The organism is Streptomyces sp. NPDC025618, from assembly GCF_055558795.1.
In genome coordinates this window covers 56650-69353 of record NZ_JBVHLW010000028.1, presented here as the reverse complement: position 1 = coordinate 69353, position 12704 = coordinate 56650, and the positions used below count along the sequence as shown (strand labels likewise).

Genomic DNA, 12704 nt, shown 5'->3' with positions numbered 1-12704 from the left:
CTCCACGCGAATCGGTGAACCGACGATCGAATGCGGGCCGAGCGGCTCCTCGGAGGGAACTGGATGACGCTCCATGGAGTTTTGCGGCCCCCTACCTTGCCCGCAAGCAGTCATTCAGGCCATGAATGTCGGCTGCCGGAGTTGAGGGCCGATCCCGCTCTTTCACTTCGCACGGGAGGCCGGTCCTGATTGCCGGCTCCGGGGCGTGTGCGCCGATATCGCGATCCGGCATGCCGACGGCCCGGCGTCGCGGCCGGGGCCCCTGGGCCCTTCGGGCCGTGAGCGGGCGGGGATGCGGCGTTCAGCCGGGCCCGTCGAGGGCGCCACGCGCTCGCGAGGCACCGTTGGAGCCGTCCGGCCGGGCCCGGGCCACCCGTGCGTGCTGCGGGCCGTCCTGTTCCGCACCACCGTCGATCGCCGGACGGGCTGGACACGATGACGCGGCCTCAGCCCGTCCGGCACCCGGCCCCGCTCACGCGTCGCGGAAGAGCTCCACCAGATCCTGGCGGCCGAAGACCCCCGCCGCCTCGACCGCGGAGGGCGACCCCGCCGACGGGTCGGCGCCGTGGGCGAGGAGCGTGCGGACGATCTCGTCCTCGCCCTTGAAGACGGCTCCGGCGAGGGGGGTCTGGCCGCGGTCGTTGGGGCGGTTGGCGTCGGCGCCGCGCTGGAGCAGCGCCGTGACCGCGTCGAGGTGGCCGTGGTAGGCGGCCAGCATGATGAGGGAGTCGCCGCGGTCGTTGGTGAGGTTGACCGGCACACCCGCGTCCACGTAGGCGGCGAGGGTGTCGGTGTCGCCGTGTCGTGCCAGGTCGAAGACCTTGGCCGCGAGCTGGAGCACCTCGGGGTCGTGCGCGGGCTCGGTCTCGGGGGTCTGCTCGGTCATGTCCGCTGTCCTCCGGGTTGGGCTGCTGGCGGCCTGGTGATGTCAGTGCTGCCACCCTATGTACGGCCGGGCCGCTGGAACCACGGGCTCCGCCCGCCGCGCGTCGTATCCGGGCCCCGAGCGGCTCCGAGGGGCGACGCGCGCGGGCCGGACAGGGGTCGGACGCGGCCGAACGGGTGATTCCCGGGATTCCCCGTCGGCGGCGGCCCACAGGAGGGTGCTGATCGCCACCGGCCGGGTTTCGAGGCGTGTTCAAGCGGTTCACCCGGCCCCCGGGGCCCGGAAGCCCCCGGCTCCTGGTGCGGCGACCGGCCACCGAACGGCGATTCATCCGCTTTTGCCTTATTAGCACTTTCTGTGACTCTTGAGGAACTCGTGGTGACCGTCCCCATCAACCAGGAGAACCTCATGATCCTGTCCATCTCCGGCGTCGTCCTCTTCGGCATCGTCGTCTTCCTGTTCTTCCGCAAGGACGGCCTCAAGCCCTCCCACGGCATCGTGTGCGCCCTGTTCGGCTTCTACCTCGCCGGCACGGCCATCGCCCCGAGCATCAAGGCGGGCAGCGCGAGCCTCGCCGGGCTGCTGGGCGGCCTCAAGTTCTGACCCGTCACCGACACCGGAGGACGCCCATGGCCCGGCGACCGCTCCCCGGCGGCCTGACCGGCGGCGCCACGCTCGCCCGCGGGCGGGAGTTCGCGCGGTCGGCCGCCTACACCGCCGCCGACGTCCTCCACCCGCTGATCACCGTCGCCCGGGGCCTGCGCGTGCTGGCCCACGGCGGGCTGCGCCGCTGCGCGCGCACCCCCAGGGAACAGCGCGCCCCCGGGCTGCTGCTGGTGGTCTCCTCGATGGTCATCGTGGCGCTCGTGCCGTACGGCCCGGCGTGCGCCGCGATCGCCCTGATGCTGGCGGCGGGCTGGGCGGGGCGCGAGCGGGCGGCCGGGGAGACGCACGGCGAGGACGAGGAGAACGAGCGGCTCCAGCTGCTGTACGAGTCCCTGATCCCGTACTTCTCCCTGCCCGAGGACCCCGATCCGCTCTACGCCCGCGGGGGCGACCCGCACGAGGCGTTCCTGTCCCACGCCTTCGAGGACGGGCGGCTGGTCTCCCTCCAGCTGCGCTACCCCGCCTACTTCACCGACGGCGAGGCCGAGGCGAGGGCCAAGGTCGAGCAGCTGCTGCGGGTCAAGGCCGGCCGCGGCCGCGAGTACCGCTTCGACTGGGACGAGGAGGCCAACCGCCTCACCCTGACCGTGCTGCCCGCCCTGCCGACCGACATCCTCGCCCAGCGGTTCGTGACCACGCCCGGGGAGACCGTGCTCGGCTTCACCGACGCCGACTCCGTGCAACGGACCCTGCCGGTGGTCGACAGCGAGGGGATCCGGGACGCGCCGCCCGTCGTCTGGCGCACCGGCCGCCGCTCCACCGAGCCGCACCTGCTGGCCCTCGGCAGACCCTCCTCCGGCACCACCACCCTGCTGCGCTCGATCGTGCTCCAGGCGCTCCACCACGGCGACGTCCTGCTGATCGACGGCGGCGGCACCGGCGGCTACACCTGCTTCCCCGGCCGCGAGGGGGTGCTGGCCCTGGAGTGCTCCCCCGCGGGCGCGCTCGCCACCCTGGAGTGGGCCTCGCACGAGACCGAGCGGCGGCTGGTGACGGGCAATCAGGCCCGGCAGCAGGGCCGTCCCACGCCGGAGGACGTCCGCCGCCCGCTGTGGATCGTGATCGACCGGCCCACGGCGCTGAGCCACCTCGCCGCGACCGAGGGGCGCCCCGATCCGCAGGAGCTGCTGGAGGTGCCGCTGCGGCACGGCCGGGCGGCCAACGTCACGGTCGCCGTGGCCGACCACCTGGAGAACGCGGGGCTGCTCGGCGCTGCGGTGCTCGCCCACACCCGCGCCCGGGTGATCCTCGGCCCCGCCTCCCCCGAGCAGGTGCGGACCGCGCTCGGCGCCCCGCCGCACACCACCCCCACCCCGGACGTGCCGCCCGGCCGCGGCTACGCGCGACTGGGCTCGGGGCCCGTGTACCGCGTGCAGGTGCCTGCCACCCCGGACCCGCTCGACGAGGAGGCCGCCGAGACCGAACGGCAGGCGGTCCTGGAGCTGCTGCCCCGCCCGGACGGCCCGCTGTACGGCGCGGGCGTGGAGGCGGCGCCGGAGCCCTGCGACGCGGGCGCGCCGTACGGCAGCGCGGCCCCCGCCCCCGAGGAGGCCGTGGGCGGCTTCGGGCAGCAGTTCGGCGGCGGGGAGCCGCTGCCGGTTCAGGCCACGTAGGTCCGCGGGGCCTCGACGGCCGCCGTCGCGCCGCTCGCCACGAGGCGGGCGGCCTCGGCCAGCCGGCTCGCGGCCTCCTCGGCGACCGCGCCGGTGACCGTGAACGGCACCCGTACGAACCCCTCGAAGGCCCCGTCGACGCCGAACCGCGGCCCCGACGGCACCCGTACGCCCAGCCGCTCCCCCGCCTCCGCGATCCGCGAGCCGGACAGTCCGCCGGTGCGCACCCACAGCGTGAGCCCGCCGCGCGGGACGGTGAACTCCCAGTCGGGCAGGTGGCGCCGCAGCGAGTCGACGACGGCGTCGCGGTTCTCGCGCGTGGTGGAACGCCGTATGGCGACGGCGGCGTCCCAGCCCTCGGTGTTCAACAGCCAGGTGACGGCGAGCTGTTCCACCACGGGCGTGCCGAGGTCGGCGTAGGCGCGGGCGGCGACGAGGCTGCGGATGACGTCCGGGGCGGCCCGGACCCAGCCGATCCGCATGCCCGCCCAGAACGACTTGCTCGCCGAACCGACGGTGATCACCGCGTTGCCCGCGGGGTCGAAGGCGCAGACGGGCCGGGGAAGTTCGAGGCCCGGCTCCAGGGCGAGGTCCGACATGGTCTCGTCCGCGACGAGCACGGTGCCCGCGGAGCGGGCCGCCTCGACGAGCTCCCGGCGCTGCTCCTCGGAGGCCAGGGCGCCGGTGGGGTTGTGGAAATCGGCGATGACGTACGCCATCCGGGGCGCGGCGTCGCGCAGCACCTGCCGCCAGGCCGGCAGGTCCCAGCCGGCGAGCCCGTCGGCCATGGCCACGGGCACCAGCCGGGCCCCGGCCTCGCGCATCAGCTGGAGGACGTTGGCGTAGGAGGGCGATTCGACGGCGACGCGCTCGCCGCGCCCGGCCATGAGCCGGCAGATCGCGGCGACGGCGCCCATGGCACCGGTGGTGACCATGATCTGCTCGGGCATGGTGGGGATGCCGCGCGCGGTGTAGCGGTCGGCGATGGACTGCCGCAGCGCGGGCAGGCCCGCGGGGTAGTCACCGTGGGTGTGCGCGTAGGGCGGCAGCTCCTCCAGCGCGCCCTGGAAGGCGCGGGTCAGCCAGGGCTCGGGGGCGGGCAGGGCGGCGCAGCCGAGGTCGATCACGGAGCCCGCGGCCTCCGGCGGCAGCGGGTCGAGGCCGCGGGTGGGCAGCGGGTTCCCGGCGGGCACGGAGGTCCAGCTCCCGGCGCCGCGCCGGGACTCCAGGAAGCCCTCGCCGCGCAGCGCCTCGTAGGCGGCGGCGACGGTGGTGCGGCTGACGGAGAGCGCCGCCGCGAGTTCGCGCTCGGCGGGCAGCCGGGCGGCGACGGGGACGCGGCCCTCCAGGACGAGCAGCCGGATGCCGTCCGCGAGGGAGCGGTAGGCGGGTGCGCGGCGTCCGCCGATCAGCGTCACGACGCCCTGGCCGTCACGCTCGTGCTGCGACCCGAGGAGATGCGCGAGCTTCTGCGCACCCACGGAAGAGGTCCACTGACTCATCCTGACCGGTCCACCTTTCCGGGATTGGCCCTGGATCTTCACGCGATCCAGTCCACAGACTGTCACGCGGCAGGCCACTCGCACCACCGGCTCTGCCGATTCTTCGTTTCGCTCACTCGGGAGGATCCTGTGTCCGCATCAGGGGGACTGCTGCTCGCCCGCCGTCTGCTCATGCTCTACGGCGGGCTCGTGCTGTACGGCGTGAGCGCGGGGCTGCAGGTGCGGGCGGGGCTCGGGCTCGCGCCGTGGGATGTCCTGAACCAGGGGGTCGCCCGGCACGCGGGCACCTCGATCGGGGCCGCCTCGATCGCCATCGGCGCGCTGGTGCTGCTGCTGTGGATCCCGCTCCGGCAGCGGCCGGGGCTCGGCACCGTCTCGAACGTGCTGGTCATCGGCCTCGCGATGGACGCGACGCTGACCCTCACCCCCACCCCGGCGTCGCTGTGGGCGCGGATCCCGCTGCTGGCCTTCTCGGTGGTGCTCTGCTCGGCGGCGACCGGGCTCTACATCTCGGCGCGATTCGGACCCGGGCCGCGCGACGGCCTGATGACCGGTCTGCACCGGCGCACGGGCCGCTCGGTGCGGCTCGTACGGACCTGCATCGAGGTCGTCGTGCTGGCGACGGGCTTCGTGCTCGGCGGGTCGGTGGGTGTGGGCACGGTGGCCTTCGCGCTGGCGATCGGACCGCTGTCGCAGTTCTTCCTGCGCTTCTTCGCCCCGGCCGGGGCGGCCCCGGCGGCGGAGGCCGTGGGCGGGACCGTTCGGGTCGCCTCGGGTGGCCCGGCACCGGCCGGACCGGCGGCGGCGCGCGAAGTTCCGGACCTGGTTTAGGCCCGGGAGACGCGGGCCGGTAGTGTACGCCTTCGACCCACCGGACGGACCGTTACTGCGCGCTAAAGCGACGGAAACGCAGGGTGACATCCGTTGCCAGATGTGACAAAACGGGCGTTGGTGGGTACAACAAGGGGCGGCACGACGGGCGACGCATGTCCCTCAACGGGAATCTTCACCGCCGACCGGACGTTGACCGGATGACGACGACAGCGACACCTGTCCTGTGGGCGACCAAGCCCGGGAGGCACGATTCATGAGTGAGCGAGCTCTCCGCGGCACGCGACTTGTGGTTACCAGCTACGAGACCGACCGCGGCATCGATCTGGCCCCGCGCCAGGCGGTGGAGTACGCATGCCCGAACGGGCATCGATTTGAGATGCCGTTTTCGGTAGAGGCGGAGATTCCGCCGGAGTGGGAGTGCAAGGCGTGCGGCGCCGTGGCACTCCTGGTGGACGGCGACGGTCCTGAGGAGAAGAAGGGCAAGCCCGCGCGTACGCACTGGGACATGCTCATGGAGCGGCGGACCCGCGAGGAGCTGGAGGAGGTGCTGGCCGAGCGGCTGGCCGTTCTCCGTTCCGGTGCCATGAACATCGCAGTGCACCCGCGGGACAACCGCAAGTCCGCCTGACGGCGGCATAGCAGCATCACACAAAGGGCCCGGGCCACTGCATTCAGGCGGTGGCCCGGGCCCTTTGTGCGCGTCAGCGGTCTCAGCGGGCCTCAGCGGCCTCAGCGCGTGAGAGGCGGGGCTCCGCCGGTGCGGAGCCCCGAAGGCTCAGCGCGGCAGCTGCGGCCCGCCCTCGCGCGGAGCGCGCGGCGGCTCGTCCTCCCGGATGACCTCGCCCTGGACGACCTTGCCGTCGGGCACGTGCATGCGCGCCTGCTGGAAGGCGTCCCCGAAGCTCCCCGGCGCCGCCGGCCGCGCCAGCCGCTTCTCGAAGCGCTTGCGCAGGAGCGCCCGCGTGGGCGGGAAGAGGCACAGCAGCCCCGCCACGTCCGACAGGAGCCCCGGCAGGATGATCAGCAGCCCGCCGAGCATCGTGAGGCCGTTGCCCTCGCTCTCGGGCGCGGGGCCCGCCACCGCTCCCCCGGGCTGGAGGGTCACCGTCAGCCGCCGCCAGGCGCGGCGCCCGGCCCGCTTGATCACATACGAGCCGACGACCACGCCACCGGCCAGCAGGGCGAAGACCGCGAGACCCCCGGCGGCCCCGGCCACCAGGGTCAGCAGCCAGATCTCCAGCACGGCCCACACCGCCACCCCCAGCGGGATGAGCTTGCGGGCGCGGCTCCTGCGCGGCGGTCGGCCTTCGGGGGTCTGCTGTGCTCCGAACGTCATGCCTCAAGTGTGCCTGGGCGCCCGCCGTACGGGGCGGGCCGGGGTCAGCGCCGGCCCAGGACCTTGCCGACCCGGGAGCCGACGCCCCAGGTGGTGACCCGCCACAGGGCCTCCGCGACGATGTCGCGGCTCATCTTGCTGTCGCCGAGCTCCCGCTCGACGAAGGTGATGGGGACCTCCACCACATGGAAGCCGGCCTTGACGGCACGCCAGGCCAGGTCGACCTGGAAGCAGTAGCCCTGCGAGGCGACCTCCTCCATGCCCAGGCCCTCCAGGGTCTCCCGGCGGAAGGCGCGGAAGCCGCCGGTGACGTCGCGCAGCGGCACGTCCAGCAGCAGCCGGGAGTAGGTGGAGCCGCCGCGGGAGAGGAACTCGCGGGACTTCGGCCAGTTCACGACCCGCCCGCCGGGCACCCAGCGGGAGCCGAGCACCAGGTCGGAGCTCTTGAGCGCGGTGAGCAGCCGGGGCAGTTCCTCGGGCTGGTGGGAGCCGTCGGCGTCCATCTCCACCAGGACGCCGTAGCCGTTGTCCAGGCCCCAGCGGAAGCCCGCGAGATAGGCGGCGCCGAGGCCCTCCTTGCCCTGCCGGTGCAGGACCTTGACCTGGTCGTCGTCGGCCGCGAGCTCGTCGGCCAGCTTGCCGGTGCCGTCGGGGCTGTTGTCGTCGGCGACGAGGACGTGCGCCTGCGGCACCGCGGCCCGCACCCGGCCGACGATGGACTTGATGTTCTCCGCCTCGTTGTAGGTCGGAATGATCACCAAGGCCGTGCCGAGCGGACCGTACTTCCGCTGCCCACCGTCGTTCACTGCTGGTCCTTCTTTCGAAGCTCGTCCGTACGTCCCCGACGGCCGATCAGAAGCGCGGCCGCACAGGAGAGAACGCCCACCATAGCGAGCGCCCATTCGGGCGCCGCACCCACGCGGTCCGCGACGGTGGTGCCGTCCCGCAGGGGAATCCGGGCACTGATGACATCCCGGGTGAATTCCTCGCTGCGCTGGAGCACCTTGCCGTCGGGGGCGACCACGGCACTGATGCCGCTGGTGGCCGCGGTGACCACCGCGCGGCCGTGCTCGACGGCCCGCAGCCGGGACATGGCCAGTTGCTGCTCGGGCTGGCCGGTGCGGCCGTAGGTGGCGTTGTTGGTCTGCACGACGAGGGCGCGGGCACCGGCCTTGACCGTGTCGCGGACGATCTCGTCGTACGCGACCTCGAAGCAGATCACGTCGCCGAGCCGGGCCGGGCCGATCCGCATCACACCGGTGTGGTCGCCGGGGTAGAAGTCGCGCTGGACGCGCTGGAGGCGGGTGATGACCTTGCTGAGCTGCGCGCGGAACGGCACGTACTCCCCGAAGGGCACGGGGTGCTGCTTGGCGTAGGAGGCGCCGGGGCCGGTCTTCGGGTCCCAGACGATGCCCTTGTTGTCGATATAGCCACTGCTGCCCGGGTGGTCGACCAGGGCCCCGACGAGGACCGGGACGCCGACGGCCTTGACGGCCGCGTCGATGCGGTCGTACGCCTGCGGGTACTGGAAGGGGTCGAGGTCGGAGGAGTTCTCCGGCCAGATCACCAGATCCGGCTTCTCCCGCCGCCCCTCCTTGATGTCGCGGGCCAGCTGGAGGGTGGCGTCGACGTGGTTGTCGAGGATCACCATCGGGCGGCCGAGGAAGTCGATGCCGGGCTGCTGCACATTGCCCTGGACCAGGGCGACCTTCACGGTGTCGGCGGCGCCCGTGGGAACCGGCACGGCATACCCGCAGACGCCGATCGCCGCGGCGAGCGCGACGGCCTCGACACCCGGCAGGGCCGCGCGGACCGTCACCGCACCGTGGCGCAGCCGCCAGGCGGTGACGGCCCCGTACGCGAGAAGACCGCCGGCGAGGGCCACGGCGAAGGTCACCAGCGGGGCGCCGCCGAGGGCGGCGAGCGGGGTGAACGGCGAGGCGGTGTTGGCGAAGGCGAGGCGCCCCCAGGGGAAGCCGCCGAACGGCAGCCGGTCGCGGGCCAGCTCCTCGGCGACCCACAGGCACGCCCCCCACAGCGGCCACGCGGGCAGCCGGGAGACGCGCGCCAGGCAGGCACCGAGCACGGCGACGAACAGCGCCTCGACGAAGGAGAGCCCGACCACCGCGTCATAGCCGACGACCCGCAGCCAGCGCAGCAGGACGAAGAAGAAGGGCCAGGCGAAGGCGAAGCCCGTCCAGGCGCCCTGGCGGGCGGTGCGGCCACGGGTGAGCAGGGCCAGCGCGGCGACGGCCACGAGCGACAGCGGCCACAGGTCGTACGGCGGGAAGGCCACCGCGAGCGCGATCCCGCCGAGCACGGCGAGGCCGGTGCGCGGCGCTTCCCGACGGGCGAGGCGGCCCAGGCGGGTGAGCCGGCCGGGGCGCGGCGCGGCGGGGGCGGATTCCGCCTCCGCCCGCGGGGCGGGCACCGGTTCGGTGAGGTCGGCGGCGCGGCTCTTGCCATCGGCGGTGGTTTCGGGACCCGGGGGCACGGTCTCGCCTTCCTGCGAGCTGAGCGGTGATGTGCCGACGGTACCCCGCGCGGGGCGCACCCCGGATCCTGGGCTGTGGAAAACGCGCTGCGCGCGCGAGCGGCGAATGGGGGCCCGGCGTCCTTCGGGCCGGCCCGGGAACCGCTGGCTGCGGGTCGGCCGAGACCGTTGTCTACTGAACATCCGGGCCCCACCCGGGTCGCACCTGCCGGGCGGCGGAACCGCCCCCCGCCCCCGAGCGCTGGAACCTGGCTGCCAGTGGTGGTGTGCCGGTCCGGCACACCACCCCATGGCCCAGCGGCGTTCGACGACTGTGTGGAGGTTCACCGGCCGGACGTCCGTGGTGGACTCCGCAGAACCTACCCGCCGCCGCCCGCACCGTGTCAACACCCCTCCGACCTGCGCGAACGTCTCAAATCAGCAGGTCAGTACGGCGAGTGATCATGTGCGGCGACAGGCCGACGGCACGTCGTTCGGCGGTACGCCGCGCCGCCCTCATCACTCGTTCGGACGCCCGGGAGCCGTGTGCACGGTGTGGCCGCCGACGACGGTGCGCAGACAGGTGGGAAGGGGGATCCCGGGGGTGAGGTCGGGCAGTCCGGGAGTGCCGGAGCGGGGGTCGGTGGACCAGCTGGCGACCCGCTCGTCCGGCACCTGGACGACGAGGTCCCCGGCCTGCCACACCGCGTAGTCGGCGGGCGCGCCCGGCACCAGGACGCCGGCGTCGTCGCGGCCGACGGCCCGCCAGCCGCCGCGGGTGTGCGCGGTGAAGGCGGCGCGGACGGAGATCCGGTGCTCGGGGGTGCGGTGGAAGGCGGCCGCGCGGACGGTGCCCCAGGGGTCGAGCGGGGTGACCGGGCTGTCGGAGCCGAGGGCGAGCGGGACGCCGGCGCGCAGCAGGGCGGCGTACGGGTTGAGGGTGCGGGCCCGCTCGGCGCCCAGGCGCTGCGCGTACATCGCGTCGTCGCCGCCCCAGGCGGCGTCGAAGGCCGGCTGCACGGAAGCGGTGAGGGCGAATTCGGCGAAGGCGGCGATGTGTTCGGGGGTGAGCATCTCGGCGTGCTCGACGCGGTGCCGGGCGGCGCGGACGGCGGCGAGGCCGAGCTTGTCGGCGGCGGCGCGCACGCCCGCGACGACGGTGGTCAGCGCGGCGTCGCCGATGGCGTGGAAGCCGGCCTGGATGCCGGCCTCGGTGCAGGCGATGACATGCGCGGTGACGGTGGCGGCGTCGAGGTGGGCGGTGCCGGTGTGGGTGGCGTGCGGGCCGTCGGCGTACGGCTGGTGCAGGCAGGCGGTGTGCGAGCCGAGGGAGCCGTCGACGAAGAGGTCACCGGCCGCGCCGTGTGCGCCGAGTTCGCGAATGCGACCGGCTCCGCCCGCGGCGGTGAGGGCCTCGGCCCAGTAGCCGACGACGCGCGGGCCGGGGCGCTCGGCGGCGAGGGCCAGCAGGCCGGTGAAGTCGTCCTCGCCGGAGATCAGCGGGCCGCCGCACTCGTGCAGGGTGCCGATGCCGAGGGCGGCGGCGCGGTCGAGGGTCGCGGCCTGGGCCTCGGCGCGCTGGGCGGCGGTGACACCGCCGTGCGCGACGGCGCGCGCGGCGTGGTGGGCGTCGCCGGTCAGCGGGGCGTCCGCCTGGGGTCCGCGCAGCTCGGGGACCAGGTCGAGGAGGGCCGTGGTGACGACGGCGGAGTGCACGTCGACCCGGGTGAGGTAGAGCGGGCGGCCGCCGGTGGCCTCGTCCAGCTCGCGGCGGGACGGCGGGCGGCGCTCGGGCCAGACGCTGGCGTCCCAGCCGTGGCCGAGGAGCACCCGGTCGGCGGGCCGGGCGGCCGCGTGGGCGCGCACCTTCTCCAGCGCCTCGGCCAGGGTGCGGACCCCGGTGAGGTCGAGGCCGGTGAGCGTGAGGCCGGTCGAGGTGGTGTGCACATGTGCGTCGGTGAACGCCGGGGTGACCAGCGCGCCTTCGAGGTCGACGACCTCGTCCACCCCGTCGGCGAAGGAGTCGGCGGCCCCTTCGGAACCGACCCAGGCGACGCTCCCCCGCTCCACGACCATGGCGGTGGCGAAGGGGTCGGCGGGGCTGTGCACCGTGCCGCGGCGCAGCAGCACGGTGCGGGTGTTCTTGCCGGTCGTGCCGGGTCGGTCGCTCATGGGGGTAAGTCTGTCACCCAGCGGGGCGCCGCCTCCGGCGGGCCGGGCGAGCGGGCGTCAGCCCACCCTGGGCGGCCGCGCTTCGTACGGCGTCGACAGCACGATCGTCGTGCGGGTGGACACTCCCGCCAGGGAGCGGATGCGCGCCAGCAGGTGCTCCAGTTCCAGCGGGGTGGCCACGCGCACCTTGAGGATGTAGTTCTCCTCGCCCGCCACGCTGTGGCATGCCTCGATCTCGGGGATCTCGGCGAGCCGGTCGGCGATGTCGTCCGGGGCGCTGGGGTCGAACGGCTTCACCGAGATGAACGCGGTCAGCGGCAGGCCGACGGCTTCGGGGTCCACCACGGCCGCGTAGCCGCGGATGACACCGCGCTGTTCGAGCCGGCGCACACGCTGGTGCACCGCCGAGGTCGACAGGCCCGTGGCCTTTCCCAGGTCGGTGTAGCTCATCCGCCCGTCCTTGACGAGCAGTTCCACGATTTCTCTGTCCAGCTCCTCCACGCGGATCAACCTACTGGGTGAAAGCCGACCCGGCACAGTCGGCGGCCCGTCCGCCCGCGCAGAGTGTGTGAGGAACAACACACCTATGCGCCCGTGTCCTGCCGGGTGCCGCGATTACCCGACTCGCGTCGCGGGAAGTGCTTGCTGTGGCCGAGGCCGAGGTGCCTGGCCGGCCGAGCCGAGGGGGAGAACGAGTATGCCCAGCCTGGAACGCCTCAATGAGGGTGACGGCAGCAGCCCGTACGAGACGTATGAGATTCCCGCCATGTTCCGGGTGACGTGCCCGGACTGCGCGCGCCCGATCGCCCTGCTCGCGGACGAGGACGTGCTCCCCGAGCACGCCCTGTGCCCGTCGCCGTGGAACCCCTTCGGGCTCACGGTCTGCCCGGGCTCCGGCCGCGGCGTGGGGAGCGCCGCGCCCGCCGACGAGTCGCAGGGCACCCAGGAGTTCGACGCGGCCCTGATGCTGACGCTGCCGGAGAGCCTGGACTGGCGCACCCAGCCCTTCTCGCACATCGGCGGCCCGGGCTCGCGCCCGGTGCGCGTCCCGGACATGCGGCGCCGGTCCCGGTGACGCCCGGGGGCGCCTCTTCCGGGCGCCCTCCGCTCCGGCGCGACGACCGCGTTCACACCGCCATCGTCCCGCCGCACCATCCCGGACGTACACCGTCCGTGCCATCGTCACCCGTACGGGTCGGGAGCCGCCCGCCCCTCCCCGTAC

General features: G+C 74.1%; 12 protein-coding genes. 5 read left to right on the top strand and 7 right to left on the bottom strand.

The features are described 5' to 3' along the window. Nucleotides 1-472 precede the first annotated feature (472 nt). Nucleotides 473-886 carry an ankyrin repeat domain-containing protein gene (locus ACZ4A5_RS22470; RefSeq protein WP_398871868.1) on the bottom strand — a complete coding sequence of 138 codons (414 nt, stop codon included), beginning with the start codon at nt 884-886 and terminating at the stop codon, nt 473-475. A 408-nt stretch (nt 887-1294) separates the two neighbouring features. On the opposite strand from ACZ4A5_RS22470, the gene ACZ4A5_RS22465 reads away from it, so the two are divergent. Then, nucleotides 1295-1489 (top strand): hypothetical protein, encoded by a 195-nt coding sequence (locus ACZ4A5_RS22465; protein ID WP_361527368.1) that lies wholly within the window; start codon nt 1295-1297, stop codon nt 1487-1489. A 26-nt stretch (nt 1490-1515) separates the two neighbouring features. Next, on the top strand, nt 1516-3165 hold the full coding sequence (locus tag ACZ4A5_RS22460) for a hypothetical protein (RefSeq protein WP_467586812.1): 1650 nt from the start codon (nt 1516-1518) through the stop codon (nt 3163-3165). Here the strand turns inward: ACZ4A5_RS22460 and ACZ4A5_RS22455 are convergent. Then, the gene (locus ACZ4A5_RS22455) at nt 3153-4667 is read right to left on the bottom strand and encodes an SCO1417 family PLP biosynthesis transcription factor (protein WP_467586809.1); all 1515 of its coding nucleotides are present in this window, start codon (nt 4665-4667) and stop codon (nt 3153-3155) included. The genes ACZ4A5_RS22460 and ACZ4A5_RS22455 overlap by 13 nt on opposite strands. Nucleotides 4668-4796: 129 nt before the next feature. Between ACZ4A5_RS22455 and yczE the strand changes: the two genes are divergently transcribed. Continuing rightward, nucleotides 4797-5498 (top strand): membrane protein YczE, encoded by a 702-nt coding sequence (gene yczE, locus ACZ4A5_RS22450; RefSeq protein WP_467586806.1) that lies wholly within the window; start codon nt 4797-4799, stop codon nt 5496-5498. Between the two features lie 256 nt (nt 5499-5754). After that, a complete protein-coding gene (locus ACZ4A5_RS22445) occupies nt 5755-6129 on the top strand; it encodes an RNA polymerase-binding protein RbpA (RefSeq protein ID WP_087929069.1) in 375 nt (124 codons plus the stop codon). 147 nt (nt 6130-6276) lie between these two features. Here ACZ4A5_RS22445 and fxsA read toward each other — a convergent pair whose 3' ends face one another. The 5 genes from fxsA to ACZ4A5_RS22420 form a co-directional block, all read right to left on the bottom strand. After that, nucleotides 6277-6837 carry an FxsA family membrane protein gene (gene fxsA / locus ACZ4A5_RS22440; protein ID WP_467586803.1) on the bottom strand — a complete coding sequence of 187 codons (561 nt, stop codon included), beginning with the start codon at nt 6835-6837 and terminating at the stop codon, nt 6277-6279. Nucleotides 6838-6881: 44 nt separating this feature from the next. Then, complete coding sequence (locus ACZ4A5_RS22435) at nt 6882-7643, bottom strand: polyprenol monophosphomannose synthase (RefSeq protein WP_467586801.1); 762 nt, start codon at nt 7641-7643, stop codon at nt 6882-6884. Beyond that, nucleotides 7640-9331 carry an apolipoprotein N-acyltransferase gene (gene lnt / locus ACZ4A5_RS22430; RefSeq protein ID WP_467586797.1) on the bottom strand — a complete coding sequence of 564 codons (1692 nt, stop codon included), beginning with the start codon at nt 9329-9331 and terminating at the stop codon, nt 7640-7642. The genes ACZ4A5_RS22435 and lnt overlap by 4 nt, the downstream gene beginning before the upstream one ends. A gap of 498 nt (nt 9332-9829) precedes the next feature. Then, a complete protein-coding gene (locus tag ACZ4A5_RS22425) occupies nt 9830-11482 on the bottom strand; it encodes an amidohydrolase (protein ID WP_467586794.1) in 1653 nt (550 codons plus the stop codon). Nucleotides 11483-11539: 57 nt separating this feature from the next. Beyond that, the gene (locus ACZ4A5_RS22420; protein WP_361530562.1) at nt 11540-11983 is read right to left on the bottom strand and encodes an Lrp/AsnC family transcriptional regulator; all 444 of its coding nucleotides are present in this window, start codon (nt 11981-11983) and stop codon (nt 11540-11542) included. A gap of 196 nt (nt 11984-12179) precedes the next feature. On the opposite strand from ACZ4A5_RS22420, the gene ACZ4A5_RS22415 reads away from it, so the two are divergent. After that, complete coding sequence (locus ACZ4A5_RS22415; RefSeq protein WP_467586790.1) at nt 12180-12557, top strand: hypothetical protein; 378 nt, start codon at nt 12180-12182, stop codon at nt 12555-12557. Nucleotides 12558-12704 lie beyond the last annotated feature (147 nt).